Annotated in this window: 11 protein-coding genes and 2 pseudogenes; all 13 read right to left on the minus strand. The window is 66.9% G+C overall.

Annotated features, from left to right (window positions below):
* Positions 1-20: 20 nt before the first annotated feature.
* Positions 21-1,610, minus strand: a complete 1,590-nt coding sequence (gene guaA, locus Q9R30_RS15935) for a glutamine-hydrolyzing GMP synthase (protein WP_311218206.1) — start codon at positions 1,608-1,610, stop codon at positions 21-23.
* A gap of 114 nt (positions 1,611-1,724) precedes the next feature.
* On the minus strand, positions 1,725-2,267 hold the full coding sequence (locus tag Q9R30_RS15940) for a DUF3817 domain-containing protein (RefSeq protein ID WP_311218207.1): 543 nt from the start codon (positions 2,265-2,267) through the stop codon (positions 1,725-1,727).
* Positions 2,264-3,100, minus strand: a complete 837-nt coding sequence (locus Q9R30_RS15945; protein ID WP_311218208.1) for an SURF1 family protein — start codon at positions 3,098-3,100, stop codon at positions 2,264-2,266. The genes Q9R30_RS15940 and Q9R30_RS15945 overlap by 4 nt, the downstream gene beginning before the upstream one ends.
* Positions 3,101-3,207: 107 nt before the next feature.
* Positions 3,208-3,696: a PTS sugar transporter subunit IIA gene (locus Q9R30_RS15950; RefSeq protein WP_104998573.1), complete on the minus strand. Its 489-nt coding sequence runs from the start codon at positions 3,694-3,696 to the stop codon at positions 3,208-3,210.
* 41 nt (positions 3,697-3,737) lie between these two features.
* A complete protein-coding gene (locus Q9R30_RS15955; protein ID WP_104998574.1) occupies positions 3,738-5,477 on the minus strand; it encodes a glycerol-3-phosphate dehydrogenase/oxidase in 1,740 nt (579 codons plus the stop codon).
* 75 nt (positions 5,478-5,552) lie between these two features.
* Positions 5,553-6,689 (minus strand): GuaB3 family IMP dehydrogenase-related protein, encoded by a 1,137-nt coding sequence (locus tag Q9R30_RS15960; RefSeq protein ID WP_104998575.1) that lies wholly within the window; start codon positions 6,687-6,689, stop codon positions 5,553-5,555.
* Positions 6,690-6,798: 109 nt separating this feature from the next.
* Positions 6,799-8,652 carry an ABC transporter ATP-binding protein gene (locus Q9R30_RS15965; RefSeq protein ID WP_311218209.1) on the minus strand — a complete coding sequence of 618 codons (1,854 nt, stop codon included), beginning with the start codon at positions 8,650-8,652 and terminating at the stop codon, positions 6,799-6,801.
* A gap of 61 nt (positions 8,653-8,713) precedes the next feature.
* Positions 8,714-10,225, minus strand: coding sequence for an IMP dehydrogenase (guaB, locus tag Q9R30_RS15970; RefSeq protein WP_104998577.1), 1,512 nt, complete (start codon positions 10,223-10,225; stop codon positions 8,714-8,716).
* Positions 10,226-10,456: 231 nt separating this feature from the next.
* Positions 10,457-10,615: pseudogene (locus Q9R30_RS15975) on the minus strand (hypothetical protein); the annotation flags it as partial.
* A gap of 74 nt (positions 10,616-10,689) precedes the next feature.
* Positions 10,690-11,796 carry an NAD(P)/FAD-dependent oxidoreductase gene (locus Q9R30_RS15980; RefSeq protein WP_104998578.1) on the minus strand — a complete coding sequence of 369 codons (1,107 nt, stop codon included), beginning with the start codon at positions 11,794-11,796 and terminating at the stop codon, positions 10,690-10,692.
* Positions 11,797-11,884: 88 nt separating this feature from the next.
* Positions 11,885-12,136, minus strand: a pseudogene (locus Q9R30_RS15985) (hypothetical protein); the annotation flags it as partial.
* Between the two features lie 92 nt (positions 12,137-12,228).
* The gene (locus tag Q9R30_RS15990) at positions 12,229-13,872 is read right to left on the minus strand and encodes a response regulator transcription factor (RefSeq protein WP_311218210.1); all 1,644 of its coding nucleotides are present in this window, start codon (positions 13,870-13,872) and stop codon (positions 12,229-12,231) included.
* Positions 13,873-14,032: 160 nt separating this feature from the next.
* Positions 14,033-15,556 carry an ATP-dependent DNA ligase gene (locus Q9R30_RS15995; protein ID WP_104998580.1) on the minus strand — a complete coding sequence of 508 codons (1,524 nt, stop codon included), beginning with the start codon at positions 15,554-15,556 and terminating at the stop codon, positions 14,033-14,035.
* Positions 15,557-15,591 lie beyond the last annotated feature (35 nt).

The following is a 15,591-nucleotide window of genomic DNA, read 5'->3' on the forward strand; positions in this document are numbered from 1 at the left end:
GAGGCCGGCCACTCAGGATGCTACTCCCACTCGATGGTTCCCGGCGGCTTGCTGGTGACGTCGAGCACCACGCGGTTGACGCCCTCAACTTCGTTGGTGATGCGGTTGGAGATCCTCGCCAGCAGTTCGTACGGAAGCCGGGACCAGTCAGCCGTCATAGCATCCTCCGAGGAGACAGGGCGGAGCACAATGGGGTGGCCGTAGGTGCGGCCGTCACCCATGACTCCAACGCTGCGCACATCAGCGAGCAGCACCACCGGCATCTGCCAGACCTCGTTGTCCAGGCCTGCGGCAGTCAACTCGGCGCGGGCGATGGCGTCAGCCTTGCGCAGCAGGTCAAGGCGTTCCTTGGTGACCTCGCCGACGATCCGGATTCCAAGGCCGGGGCCCGGGAAGGGCTGGCGACCCACGATTTCCTGCGGCAGGCCCAGCTGTGCCCCCACGGCGCGGACCTCGTCCTTGAAGAGTGCCCGCAGCGGTTCGACGAGCTCGAACTGCAGGTCCTCAGGCAGGCCGCCCACATTGTGGTGGCTCTTGATGTTCGCAGCACCCTCGCCGCCGCCGGATTCGACGACGTCCGGGTAGAGGGTGCCCTGGACCAGGAACTTGATCTTCTCGCCGTGGGCGGCTGCCTCGGCGATGATGGCCAGTTCGGCTTCCTCGAACGCACGGATGAATTCCCGGCCGATGATCTTGCGCTTGGTTTCGGGATCGCTGACGCCGGAAAGCGCGGACAGGAAGCGCTCCTGCTCGTTCGCGACATACAGCTTCACGCCGGTGGCGGCAACGAAGTCGCGCTCCACCTGCTCGGCTTCGCCTTCGCGCAGCAGGCCGTGGTCCACGAATACACAGGTCAGCTGGTCACCGACGGCGCGCTGCACCAGGGCTGCGGCGACGGCGGAATCCACGCCGCCGGAGAGGCCGCAGATGACCCTCGCATCACCGATCTGCTTCCGGATCCGCTCCACCTGTTCCTCGAGGATGTTCCCCGTGGTCCAGTTGGGCTCGATCCGGGCACCCTTGAAGAGGAAGTTTTCCAGGACCTGCTGGCCGTAGGCCGAGTGCTTGACCTCGGGGTGCCACTGCACGCCGAACAGGCCCTTTTCCTCATTGGCGAACGCAGCCACTTCAGCGCCCGCCGTCGTCGCCAGCACTTCGAACCCGTCCGGGGCCTCGTGGACGGAGTCGCCGTGGCTCATCCACGTGTTCTGGTGCTGGGGCATGCCTTCCAGGACCGAGCGGCCTTCGCCGATGATGGTGGTCCGGGTGGAGCCGTACTCGCGCAGCCCGGTCTTGTCCACCTTGCCGCCGAGGGCGTTGGCCATGGCCTGGAAACCGTAGCAGATGCCGAAGACCGGAACCCCGGCTTCGAAGAGGTCGGCACCGACGCTCGGGGCCCCGTCAGCGTAAACGCTGGAGGGGCCGCCGGACAGGATGATGGCGGCGGGGTTCTTGGCCAGGAGCTGCTCGGTGGTGTAAGTATGCGGAACCACTTCCGAATACACGTTTGCTTCCCGGACGCGGCGGGCAATCAGCTGCGCGTACTGGGCACCGTAGTCAACAACCAGCACCGGCTTCTGGGAAGTCTGGGATGCAGTGGGAGTAGTCACCGTAATAGCCTACTTTGCGCCGTTGCGCCGGCGCACCTTGAGACGCCGCGCTGTGACGGAGCAGACTCCCCCGGCGGGCAGTACCGGCCGACTGCGGGTCAGTAGCGCTGCTGGTCAGTAGCGCAGGGGCGCCTGGGGGTTCGCGGCCAGCTCGGCCTCAACCTCCGCATGGACCCTCTTCTCCACGATGAAGGAGAGGAAGGGAACCACGCCGCCCAGTGCCAGCAGGACCAGCTTCAGGAACGGCCAGCGCATCAGGGACCACAACCGGAAGTTCGACATCAGGTACACCACGTACATCCAGCCGTGCACAATCAGGACGGCCACGGACAGGTTGACGCCTCCCAGCACACCCGGGGGCTCCGCATCAGCAAAGCCGAAGCCGAATGGCTGGCCGGTGACGGCGTTGGTGCCGCCGGCAAACAGGTACTGCCCGAAACCGTACCGGGCGGCAAGTTCGGCGCACAGCAGCAGCAGCATGGTGCCGGTGAGGTAAGCGAGCACTTTGTAGAACGTCAGGGTCGAGCGGATCTGGGCTGCCGTTCCACCGAAGCGCCGCTTCCTGCCGGCGGACTTCCCGGCCGGGCCGGTGCCTGTGTTGGTGCCTGTATTTGTGCCTGCGGCGGTGGCGGGGTTGGCCGGTTTCGGGTCGATCATGGCTGTACCTTTTGCTGGTTGTGTTCGGGGTGCAGGGTGTCTTCGTGTTCTTCCTCAAGGCTGTCCTCAAGGTCCCGGTGGTAGTCGTCCTTGACGAGCCGCCACCAGATGAAGAGGGCAAAGCCGGCGAAGACCACCCATTCGAGGGAATAGAAGAGGTTGAGCCAGTTGATCTGCTGGGCCGGCGGCTGCGGGCCGATGTTCAGGGGAAGGAGCGCGCCGGGCACGGCCGCCGGGCTGACGTCCTCGCCGCCGGCTATTTCCGCGGTGGCGGCAACGAAGCCGGGATAGCTGCTGACTTCCCAGTAGTTGATCAGCTCAGCCACGGAAACCGCCGTGGCTTCGCCCGGCTGGGGCGCCGTTCCCGGCACGGGCGCCTCGGACGGCAGGAGCCGGCCGGTCAGTTCGAGAATGCCCGACGGCGGCGGTGGAGCATCTGCGCGGTCCGCCACCCAGCCGCGGGCCACCGGGATCCACGTCTGGGGCGAAGCGGCAACACCGCTCAGCGCGGGTGCACCGGAGACGGCAAAGGCGGTAACTACCCAGTAGCCTGGCTTGCCGTCATGCAGCCGGCCGGGAACCAGCAGCTGCTTTGCGGGGTCATAGGAGCCCTCTGCCGAAACCATCTGATCGGCATCCGTTCCGTGGAAAAACTCGCCGGGCCGCAAGGTATCAGTGAGGGGCTGGACCTGCTCGGTGGCGGGGTTGGCGGGGATTTCGGGCCTGGTGGACCGTCCGAACTGCCACTGGCTCAACAGCACGAAGACCCCGGAGATGGCGATCGCGAAGACAAAACCGGCGATCCATCGGGGCTTAAGGGCTGTTTTCCACACGTCTTAACCGTACTTCGTACCGCTGTAGAACAACTAAACGCCGGGACTGCGGCAGGAACTGCACCGCACGCCGGGTCCCGGCGGCCCGGATGCTTGGCTGGGGCTGGTTAGTGATCGAAGAACACCAGGCTCGAGTTGATGAGCTCCGCGATCACCTCAGGATCGTATGCCCGGCGCAGCGACTCCCTGAACGACTCCTTGGACAGCGACCGCGCCAGGGTTGCCAGCACTTCGAGGTGGTCCGAGAAGGAACTGGCGGGGGTGGCAATCAGCAGGATCACGGTAGCTGGGCCGTCGGCCGCGCCAAAGTCCAGGGCATGTCCGTACTTGGCGATGCCCACGGCAATGGACGTGCGGGAAACAAACTCGCTGCGGGCGTGCGGAAGGCCAATCCCGCCGGGAAGCCCCGTGGCCAGCTGGTGTTCCCGGGCATTCACATGCTTAAGGAATCCGTCCAGGTCCGAAATGCGCCCGGCTGCATAAAGCCGCTTGGCGAGCTGCGTGGCGGCGTCGGCCTTGTCCGCTGCTTCCAGCTCCAGGATCACCATTTCGGGTGTGGTGAGCTCGGCATCGTACCGGTCAAGTGGTTCCGCCAAGGCGTATCCCTTCGGTCAGGAGTGCTGTTGCCGTGGACCCCTCAGCGCAAGGGCACGATGTCTTCCACGCCCAGGCGGGCGGCGTCTGCGGATTCGTCGTCCGGCTGTTGCTGGCTGAGGCGTTCGGCCTCCACCCGTGCGATGTAGTGCCGGACCTCGTTTTCGCGCTGTTCGTCACTCCAGCCAAGAACGTCACCCATTAGTTTAGCGACAACCGGCACGGCGGACACGCCGCGGTCCCACGCCTCGATGGAAATCCGTGTCCTTCGGGTCAGGACGTCGTGCACGTGCCGGGCACCCTCGTGTGTGGCGGCGTACACGGCCTCGGCCTGGAGGTAGTCGTCGGCGCCGGGAATCGGCTCAGCCAGGGCCGGATTCTCTTCGATGATGGCCAGCACTTCATCGGTCATGGAGCCGTAGCGGTTCAGCAGGTGCTCGACGCGGGCCACATGCACGCCGGATTCCTCCGCGGTGCGGTTGCGCCGGTTCCACGCCGCCCTGAAGCCGCTTGCGCCCAGCAGCGGGATGGTCTCCGTGCAGCTGGGCGGAACCCGCTCGTCCATGGTGCGGGTGGCCTCATCCACCGCGTCCTTGGCCATCACGCGGTAGGTGGTCCACTTCCCGCCGGCAACCACCACAAGCCCCGGAACGGGATGGGCCACCACGTGTTCGCGGGACAGCTTGGCAGTGGAGTCGTTTTCCCCGGCCAGGAGCGGCCGCAGTCCGGCGTAGACGCCCTCCACATCCTCCCGGGTCAGCGGCCGCTTGAGGACCTTGTTGACGTGTTCCAGGATGTAGTCGATGTCCTTGCTGGAGGCGGCCGGGTGGGCCTTGTCCAGGTTCCAGTCGGTGTCCGTGGTGCCGATGATCCAGTGCCGGCCCCAGGGAATGACGAACAGCACCGACTTTTCGGTGCGCAGGATCAGCCCCACCGTTGACTGGAAGCGGTCCCGCGGCACCACCAGGTGGATGCCCTTTGAGGCCCTGACCTTCAGCTGGCCGCGGTCGGTCACCATGGCCTGGGTCTCGTCCGTCCAGACGCCCGTGGCATTGATGACCTGCTTGGCGCGGATCTTGAACTGCGTCCCGTCTTCATGGTTAACCACTTTGGCCCCGACGACCCGTTCCCCCTCGCGGAGGAAATCAACCACCTTCATCTGGTTGACGGCGTGGGCGCCGTAGTAGGCGGCGGTCCGCACCAGGTTGGCGCAGTACTTGGCGTCGTCCACCTGGCCGTCGTAGTAACGGATGGACCCTACGAATGCATCGTTCTTGAGGCTGGGGGCGGCACGCAGGGTGCCCCGGCGGGTGAGGTGTTTGTGGAACGGCACTCCCCTGCTGTGCCCGCTGGAGATGGACATGAAGTCATACAGCGCGATGCCGGCACCCACGTAGGGGCGCTCAATGAAGGGCTTGGTCAGCGGATACAGGAAAGGCACCGGCCGGGCGAGGTGCGGCGCCAGTTCCGAGAGCAGCAGTCCCCGCTCCTGCAGCGCCTCCTTCACCAGGCCGAAATCAAGCATCTCCAGGTAGCGGAGGCCGCCGTGGATAAGCTTCGAGGACCTGGAGGACGTGCCCGCCGCCCAGTCGCTCGCCTCAACGATGCCCACCGTCAGGCCGCGCGTGACGGCGTCCAAGGCCGCGCCGGTGCCCACGATCCCGCCGCCGACAATGAGGATGTCCAGTTCCTGGCCTGGATCCGAGGTGGCACGCAGCCGCTGGATGGATGCCTCCCTGGCTTCCGGGCCGAGCGCCCCGCCATTAACAGGAAATTTCTTCATTGAACGCCTCCAGTGCCTCTCGTGCCGGTAGTAAAACCACCCTACTTGCTGGCGGCACGCTTGGGCAGGAGTCCGTCAGTTTCCGGCGTAAGGGGAAACCACGACGTCGACCCGCTGGAATTCCTTCAGGTCCGAGTAGCCGGTGGTCGCCATGGAGCGGCGCAGTGCGCCGATGAGGTTGGAGGTTCCGTTGGTGTGGTGGCCCGGCCCGAACAGCACTTCCTCCAGCGGGCCCACAGTGCCCACGTTGGCGCGGTCGCCGCGGGGAAGTTCGAGGTGGTGGGCTTCCTGGCCCCAGTGCCATCCCTTCCCGGGCGCTTCCTCTGCGCGAGCGAGCGCGCTGCCGAGCATTACGGCGTCGGCTCCCATCGCGATCGCCTTGACGATGTCACCCGAGGTGCCCATGCCGCCGTCGGCAATCACGTGGACATAGCGGCCGCCGGACTCGTCCATGTAGTCGCGGCGGGCTGCGGCGACGTCGGAAATGGCGGATGCCATGGGCGAGTGGATGCCCAGTGCGCGGCGCGTTGTGGTGGTGGCGCCGCCGCCGAAGCCCACCAGGACGCCGGCGGCGCCGGTCCGCATGAGGTGCAGTGCCGGCGTGTAGCCGGCCGCTCCGCCCACGATGACCGGGACGTCCAGTTCGTAGATGAACTGCTTGAGGTTCAGCGGCTCGTGGTCCTTGGAGACGTGCTCGGCGGACACGGTGGTACCGCGGATGACAAAGATGTCGACGCCGGCGGCGACGACCGTCTTGTAGTGCTCCTGGGTGCGCTGCGGCGTCAGCGACCCCGCCACCGTCACTCCTGCCTCGCGGATCTCGGCCAGGCGGGACGTGATCAGCTCAGGCTGGATAGGTGCCTGGTACAGCTCCTGCATCCGCCCCGTCACCGCGGGGCTGTTGGTCTCATCCTCCAGGGCGCCGATCTCGTCCAGGATGGGCTGCGGGTCCTCGTAGCGGGTCCACAGGCCTTCGAGGTCAAGCACGCCCAGGCCGCCGAGCCGGCCCAGGGCGATGGCCGTCTGGGGCGACATGGCTGAATCCATGGGCGCCGCGATCACCGGCATGCTGAACTGGTAGGCGTCGATCTGCCAGGAGACGGAGACGTCCTTGGGGTCGCGGGTACGACGGTTAGGGACGATTGCAATGTCATCCAGGGAGTAGGCTCGACGCCCACGCTTGCCACGGCCGATCTCGATCTCGTAAGTCACTGCTCTAGGTTATCCCAGCCGGGGTGCCGGCCATGGCTGTGGCCGTCCGTGGCTACAGCGGCCTGATCGTGGGGGCTCCCCGCCGGCTCCCTGGCAGAAGGTGCCCGGGTCAGGGGCCCGTGGGGACGCTGAGCTGGGACTCGAACATCCGGAAATACCGCCCGTGAAGTGCCACCAGTTCCTTGTGCGTGCCCTGCTCCACAACCCTGCCGTCCTCCAGCATGTACACGATGTCCGCCTTCTCGATGGTGGCCAGGCGGTGGCTGATGGCGATGATCGTGCTGCCGCGGTCGGCGAAGAGGCGGGTGAAGATCCGGTGCTCGGCGAGGGCGTCGATGGCTGAGGTGGGCTCGTCCATCACCATGAACGAAGCGTTCCGGTAGAAGTTGCGGGCCATCGCGAGCCGTTGCCACTGTCCGCCCGAGAGGCCGCTGCCCTTCCGGCCGCGCGGGTCCTCCATCCAGTTGCTGACGTGGTTTTCCAGGCCGTTGGGCAGTCTGTTGATGAACTCCAGCGCCTCCGCGTCCGCGGCGGCCTTGCGGATGCGCGCATCGTCGCGCGGCGAGTCGACGTCGCCGAAGTAGATGTTTTCCGCGGCGGTGGCGAACTCGTATTTGAGGAATTCCTGGCTCAGCACCGCCAGGTGCCGGTGCCAGGAGGTGACGTCGACGGCGGCGAGGTCCACGCCGTCGAGCATTACCTGCCCGGAGTCTGGGCGGTAGAGTCCGGCGAGGATGCGGATCAGGGTGGACTTTCCGGCACCGTTCTCCCCCACGATGGCGATGTGCTGGCCCTCGCGGATGGTCAGGCTGATGCCGCGGATCACCTCGATGTCGCTGCCCGTGTAGGTGAAGCGGATGTCTTTCAGCTCAACGGTCTTCGGGGATCCCAGCAGGGGCGGCGCATGCTCCGAGTGCACGGGCAGGGCCATGAACAGCTCGTAGTCCTTGAGGTTGGCCAGGTCCTCGTCGATGGAACTGAGGGAGGATACGAGGCTGTTCGCGGTGGACAGTGCCCTGCTGACAATCTGCTGTACGTAGAGGAACTGGCCCACGGGCTGGGCCCGGGCGATGATCTGCCCCACCACCCAGATCAGGGATACCACTTCCGCGCCGTACTGCAGGGCGTCAGCGGCGAGCTGCTTGGGGATGTACCGGCGCTGGAAATCAAGCCGGCGGCGCTCATCCGCGTCACGGAGGCGGGAACGGAGGTCCATCAGGAATCCCACGATGCCGTAGAGGCGCATCTCCGCGATGTGCTGCGGCCGGAGGAGGTTCGTTTCGATCATCCTCCGCTGCCGGCGCGAGTCCACCTGGGTGTTCCAGTGGGCAATCTGCTCACGGGACAGTTTGAACTGCAGGTAGACGCTGGGCACGATGGCCACCAGGACAATCACCGCGATCCACCAGCTGACCAGGAGCAGCGCCCCGACGGCGAGGATCACCGATACGAGCTGGGTGAAGATGGCGGCGATCCGGTCCAGCACCCGGGCGTAGCTGTCGGAGAAACGCTTGGCGCGGTCGTACAGGTCTACGGTCTCTTTGTCGTCGTACCGCCAGAACTCCAGCGCCAGGAACCGCTGGTACATCTGGTCGCCCACAATGGCGCCCACCTTGAAGCTCATCAGCTGCTGGATGTAGCGGTCCACGCTGCTGAAGGCGCCCCAGAACAGCCCGAGGGCGGCGGTGATAATGACGTAGACGATGGCCAGCTGCCCTGCGCCGGAATCACCGGCGTACGCCGCTGCCAGCGCCGTTGTGGTGAGCGCAGCGTAGTAGGTGGTCACCAAGGGAAGCACGGCCGAGATCAGCGAACCGAGCACCTTCATGATCACAGCGCCAGGCGAGGCATGGAAGCTGACGCGCAGTACCTGGGCCACGGCGCGGGCGTACGGGCGAAGGGCCAGACGCCGCGAGGGGTCCCGCTTGGGGGTAAGCTCCGCCGGATGTTGCGTTGGGGGCATGGTCCCAGCCTAGTGCCGCGCAAACAAGGGATGGGCAGCAGTGCCCATCCCTTCCAGGTGTTTAGCGGGAACCGTAGTTCGGCGCCTCGACGGTCATCTGGATGTCATGCGGGTGCGATTCCTTCAGGCCTGCCGGGGTGATCCGGACGAACTTGCCGCGGGCCTTCAGTTCGGCAACGGTGGGCGCACCGGTGTAGAACATGGTCTGGCGGAGGCCGCCCACCAGCTGGTAGGCCACGGAGGACAGCGGACCGCGGTAGGCCACCCGGCCTTCGATGCCCTCGGGGATGAGCTTGTCATCGCCGGAGACGTCTGCCTGGAAGTAACGGTCCTTGGAGTAGGACGTGTTCTTGCCGCGGGACTGCATGGCACCCAGCGAACCCATGCCGCGGTAGGACTTGAACTGCTTGCCGTTGACGAAGATCAGCTCACCCGGGGATTCGTCGCACCCCGCGAGCAGGGAGCCGAGCATGACGGTGTCGGCTCCGGCAACCAGCGCCTTGCCGATGTCGCCCGAATACTGCAGGCCGCCGTCGGCAATCAGCGGGACGCCAGCCGGGATGGCGGCCTTGGCGGACTCGTAGATGGCGGTGATCTGCGGGACACCCACACCGGCCACCACACGGGTGGTGCAGATGGAGCCCGGCCCCACGCCCACCTTGATGCCGTCGGCACCGGCGTCGATCAGCGCCTGCGCACCTTCGCGGGTGGCGGCCTGGCCGCCGATGATGTCCACGTGCGCGGCAACGGGATCGGATTTGAGCCTGCGGATCATGTCCAGCACGCCCTGGGAGTGGCCATTGGCGGTATCCACGAACAGGGCGTCGACGCCGGCGTCCACGAGTGCCATGGCGCGCTCCCAGCCGTCCCCGAAGAAGCCGATGGCTGCACCCACGCGGAGCCGGCCTTCGTCGTCCTTGGTGGCCAGCGGGTACTGCTCTGCCTTGGTGAAGTCCTTGGTGGTGATGAGGCCTTTGAGCCGGCCCTGGTCGTCCACCAGGGGAAGCTTCTCGATCTTGTTGGTGGCCAGCTTGTGCGAGGCTTCCTCGCGGCTGATCCCCACGTGCCCGGTGACCAGCGGCATCTTGGTCATGACATCGCTGACCAGCCTCAGCGGGAAGTCGGACTCGGGAACAAAGCGGGTGTCGCGGTTGGTGACGATGCCCAGCAGGCGGTTGTCCTCATCCACCACGGGCAGGCCTGAGACCCGGTACTGGGCGCAAAGGTTGTCCAGTTCGCGCAGGGTTGCCTCGGGACGGATGGTGAGCGGGTTGGTGATCATGCCGGATTCGCTGCGCTTGACCCGGTCCACCTGGTCCGCCTGGTCCGCGATGGAAAGGTTCCGGTGCACCACGCCCAGGCCGCCCTGCCGCGCCATGGCGATGGCCATGCGGGATTCGGTGACGGTGTCCATGGCCGCGGAAAGCAGCGGCGTCTGCACAGTGATCCGCTTGGAGATCCGGGAGGACGTGTCCGCCTCGGACGGGATGACCTCGGTGTGGCCCGGCAGGAGCAGGACGTCGTCGTAGGTCAGGCCAATGAAGCCGAAGGGGTTGTGTTCGGGCTCGGTCATGAGTGCGCCTCTTACCTTGGTTGCTGGACGGGCAGGGGTTGCAGCCGATGACCAGCCCGTCATTACGGGACTGGCCTGTGCAGGTGATGTTGCCGGGCGGCCGCGGCAGGCGGCGCCCCGCGGGCCGGAAAGTATTGAGTAAATATTAGAACCTCCGCGCCGATCCCCCTATTCCTCGCCTGCAATGTGAGCAACTGCACGTCCCGGCCTGCCGATGTGGAGTCCCGGCCCTCAGCTCCAGCGCGTGGCTGCCAGCAGCCGCTCCTCAAACAGGGGGATCATGCTTTCCACGTCCGTCCGGGTGGGGTGGTTGTCGTCCTTGTACACATAGACGTTCCCCACAACGCCAGGGCAGATCCCCCGCGCGCAGATGAAGTCGCCCAGATCCATTGAGGTGCAGCCGTTCCGTGCGGGTGGGGACGCCGAGGATTGGGTGCCTGTTCCTGCCATCGACACAAAAGACCTCACTGGCGCATGGGCAAAGCATCAATCCTTCCGAGTTGGGGAATTTTTCCCGCCAGGTACCGCGCGTCGCGGCCGACTCCGGGAAGGGTGGCGGATACCGCCGCGTACTGGAATTCCTGCCCCAGGAAGAACAGCCCGGGTGTATCCAGGGCGACACCGCGGTATTGGCGCGGCAGCCCGCCGCCGTCGAGCAGGTCCGGATCGATCCAGCTGAAATCGTCCCGGAACCCCGTGCACCAGATCACGTTCGCCGCCTCCTGCCGGGTGCCGTCCGCCAGTACCGGCATGCCGTCCTCCACGCCGGCCACCCGCGGTGCGAGCCGCACGCCGGCAGCCGCCAGGTCCTTGGTCTTGGTCCGGATCAGGGGCGTGGCGTGCGCTTTGAAGACGGGCGCCGCTTTGCGCCCGATGGGCGTGCCTAGCGTGAGCACATGAAGCCCAAGGAAGCGCATGAGCGGCAGGACGTAGCGGGCAGCGGCCCGGCCATGCTTCACCGGAAGCTCGCCGCCGGGCTTGCCCGCCGCGGTAGTGGGATGGGTCCGGCATACTTCGAGGGCAATCTCCGCACCCGAGTTCCCCAGGCCAACCACCAGGACCGGCCCGTCCTGCAGCTGGCCCGGATTCCGGTAGTCGGCCGAGTGGAGCTGGAGTATGGAGGGGGCAAGGTTCGCCGCAAAACCAGGCACTTTGGGTGCCTGGCTGACCCCCGTGGCCACGACGGCGTTCCGCGCCTCCCAGCGGCGGCCGTTGGACGCTGCCACGAAGTGGTCCGCGTCCCGCCACAGGCGTTCCACCCGGGTGCCGTGGAGTATGGGCAGGCCCTTCCGCGCCGCATAGTTTTCCAGGTATCCGGCCACCTCATCCTTTGTGGGGAAGGACAGCGGATGGGCCGGGAATGGCTCTCCGGGAAGTCCGTCGAACTTCGCGGGGGTGAACAGCCGGAGCGAATCCCACCGCTGGCGCCAGGCGTCGCCGGTGCGCGGGTCTGCGTCCAGGATGAGGAAGTTCCGTTGCTGCTCCTTGAGGTGGTGGCCCAGGGCGAGTCCCGCCTGGCCGCCGCCGATGATCATTGTGTCCAACATGCCGGTCACATTGCTGCTGTTCATGGCTGAGCTCCTGCTGTGCTGATGGGAATGCCGTTTCTGAGCCTTCCGGTCCTGCTGCCTTGCATCCTCCCCCCGTCCGGCCTGCGTCCCTGTAGCGCAGCCACCAGGCCAGCATCAGGGCGGAGGCCACGACGTAGGCGAGATGGAGGGCCCAGATGGGTCCGGCCGGGAGGCTGAACACGTACACGGAATGGACCGCATTGGCCGCATTGGTCAGCAGCAGGTTGCCCAGGCTGTAGGAGGCCAGGTCTTTGGTCCGTGCCGCCCTGACCAGCATCGGCAGCATACCGAGGGCGAAGAGCACCGTGGAGAGGGTGCCTGCAAGGACTGAAAGGTTCATGTTTGAAGGCTATGGGCCGTGAACGGGCGGCCGCGTCGGACAAAACATGCAACTACGCCGCAGGACCTGCTGGGTAATTTTGTGTACTCCCCCTAGCCGGTGACCCCGTGCTCGAAGGCGTACTTTGTGGCTGCAGCCCGGGAGGACAGTCCAAGCTTCAGGAAGATGTTGCTGATATGCCGGGCCACGGTTTTCTCGCTGAGGAAAAGGTGCGCCGCGATGGCGCGGTTACCCTCCCCGGAAGCCACGAGCCGAAGCACCTCCACCTCCCGCGGGGTCAGGGGACCCTGGCGCCGGCCGCCGTCGTCCGGGCCCGCCTGCATCAGGGAAGCCGCCCAGGCGGCGGCCGGAGCGGCGCCAAGTTCGAGGAATTCAGCATGGGCGGACTCAAAATCCATCAGCGCGGAGGCTTCGTCGCCCAGCGAACGGCAGGCAATTCCGATCAGCACCCGGCACCGGGCCGCCTCGTACGGCACACCAAGTCCAGCCCACAGGTGCCAGGCCTGCCGCAGAGACACGCACGCGGCGGCAGGATTATCTTCCGCCAGCCGGACCGCCCCATCCGCCTGGCTGGCTGCCGCCCGGACCATTGCTTTGGGGTACTCCCGGGCGAAGGACTCCAGCTCTGCGGCGGCCCGGGCCGCTGCTTCCGCATCGGCTGCGGCCAACTCGATCTCCACCATTGCCGGCAGCAGGTGCCGGCGGGTGGCCTGATCAGCTTCGCCGGCGGTCCGGCGGATCATCGTCTGCGCCTGCCGCGGGTCACCACGGGCCAGCCGAAGAAGGGCAAGGCCAGGCTGGGGCTCGTAGCCGCTCCGCGCTGCCTGCCGGTAGGAGGCCTCGGCTGCGTCAAGGTCGCCGGCGAGACGCTGCACCTCGCCCTGCTGGTAGTAGCCGCCGAACAGCGCCTGGGGATCGCCTTGGATTGCCCGCTTCCGGGCGACCGCCGCTGCCTCCAGTGCTTCATGCCAGGCGCCGTGGAGCCGGAAGAGCTCGGCCCGGTGGGACTGGCACTGGCCGCTGAAAGGCACCATATCCGGGCGGGCAGCGCACCAGCGGTCGAGGGCCGCTGTCCACTCCAACGCCCTTTTCAGGTCGAAGGCCAGATGGCAATTGCCGATGACTGCGCAGTAAATGATGCCGGAAGGGATCGGGGAGAGTTCCCCTGTAGTTACGGCGACCATGGCCTCATCGAACAAGCTGATTGCCTCGTCCGCGCGGCCCAGCATCAGTGTGGCCTGGCCGGTGCCAAGAAGGCCCAGGGCGGACAGGTCCTTGTCCTGGAACCTTCGGCCGAACTCGGAAGCCTGGGAGAAGAGCTGGAGTGCCGCTGCGGGCTCCCCGCCATAGAGTTTGCCCAAGGCTGCGGGGACCAGCAGGAACCCCTCCACCACGTTGGGCTCCGTCAGCTCATCCAGGAGCCGCTGGCCACGGGCGAACCATCCCCCCGCCTGCCCCGCCTCGCCGAGGTTCATGAACTGGATCCCGAGCCAGCCGGCGCACCGGGCGGCCCCTGCCACATCGCCGACTTCCAAGTACTCTTCGTGGGCGCGGGCGAGTGTGTCCAGGCCCGTTGTTGTGTTTCCGGTCAGGATCTCGGCGGTGGCCAGCCGTTCAAGGTCGGCGGCGGGAAGCCCGCCACGCTGGTTCGCGTCCGTGTAGCTCCTGAGGGAATCGGTCCAGCGATTCTCCCGGAAGGCTGACCTGCCGTCGTCAATGGCCGTTTCAGTTGACACTCGGACCTCCTTGGGCACCCGCCCGCGCCGCCGGCCTCGCCGCCCCGCCGGCCTCGCCGCCCCGCCGGCCTCGCCGCCCGGGCGCCGGTCGCCCGGGACCTAAGCGTCACGCTACGCCCGGTGCACATCGGGCACAAGCGGCTGGAAGAGGCGGGTCCGGCTACGGCCGCAGCAACCCGCGCAGGGTCTGGATGGTGTCCGCGTCCGCTACCGTTTTGTCGTCCCGATAGCGCTTAACGCGCGCAAAGCGCAGCGCGATACCGCCGGGATAGCGGGACGACTGCTGTACACCGTCGATGGCAATCTCGACCACCGTGACCGGCTCTACCCAGACGGTGCCCGCCGTGCGCCGCACCTCAAGTTCCTGGAACCGCACGGTCTGCCAGCGCAGCAGCTCATCAGTGAGGCCCTTGAAGGTCTTGCCCACCATGACGTAGCCGCCCGGATCGCCAAACTCACCCGTGGGGTCCAAGGCGCCAAGGTGCAGGTTGGACAGCAGCCCGGTGCGCCGGCCCGAGCCCCATTCGCAGGCGAGCACCACGAGGTCGTAGGTGAGCACCGGCTTCACCTTGATCCAGTTGGAGCCGCGGCGGCCGGCCGCGTAAGCGGACCCCACGGCCTTGACCACCACGCCCTCATGGCCGGCGGCGAGTGCATCGCGCGATACCCTTTCGGCAACGGCCGCATCCGCCGTGATCTTCCCGGGAATCCGGTGCCCGGGCACGATGCTTTCAAGCACGCCGAGGCGTGTGGACAATGGTTCGTCCAGCAGGTCCCGCCCGTCAAGGTGCAGCACGTCGAAGAACCACGGATGCAGCAGCGTCTCGCGTGCAGCGTCCGCCCCGAACCGGGACATGGTTTCCTGGAACGGCCGGGGGCCGCCGTCCTCATCCAGGGCGAGGGTCTCGCCGTCGAGGATCACGTCCCGCACCCCAAGTCCGCGTACCACCTCCACCACCTCAGGCAGCCTGTGGGTCACTTCCGCCAAGGTGCGGGTGTAGATGCGCACCTCGTCGCCGGTGCGGTGCACCTGGATGCGTGCGCCGTCGAGCTTGTATTCCACGGACGCCTCCCCGGTGACATCCAGCGCCGCGCCGACGCTGGCCGCGGTTGAGGCGAGCATGGGCTGCACGGGGCGTCCCACGACGAGTCCGACGGCGGCAAGCTCGGCCGGCGTTCCCGTGAGGGCCAGCACGGCGGTGTGGCCGAGATCGCCGGAGAGCATGGCCGCGCGGCGCACGGCCTCAACCGGCCGGCCGGAAGCACGGGCCACCGCATCCGCCAGTACGCCCTCCAGAGCACCGGTCCGCAGTTCTCCCAGCAGCACGCCGGCGATGAATGCCTGCTCGCGTTCAGTTGCTGCCGCCGTGAGCGTCCTGAGGGTCGCAGCACGTTCTGCTGCCGATCCCGCGCCTGCTGTTGCGAGCAGCCGGTCCAACGCCGCATCGAGGTCTGCGACAGTAAGCCTGGGCTCGGCGGCCGGCTCCCCCATGGCCGCTGACATGCCGCGCCAGCCAATCCCTACCCGGCCCTGGCGCGGCCTGGCAGCCAGCAGGCCCACCGCCGTCGCGATCTCCGCGGGCTCGAGGCGGCGCAGCAGGTGGGCCAGTGCGTCAACTTTCGCCAGCCGGGACCGGGTGGACGCGACGGCAGCCGAAGTTCTCACGAGCTCGTCGAGCAGCATTGCCCCAGTCTGCCACGGCTGTTGCGCTGCAGGCG

The organism is Arthrobacter sp. AB6, assembly GCF_031844545.1.
GTDB lineage: Bacteria > Actinomycetota > Actinomycetes > Actinomycetales > Micrococcaceae > Arthrobacter.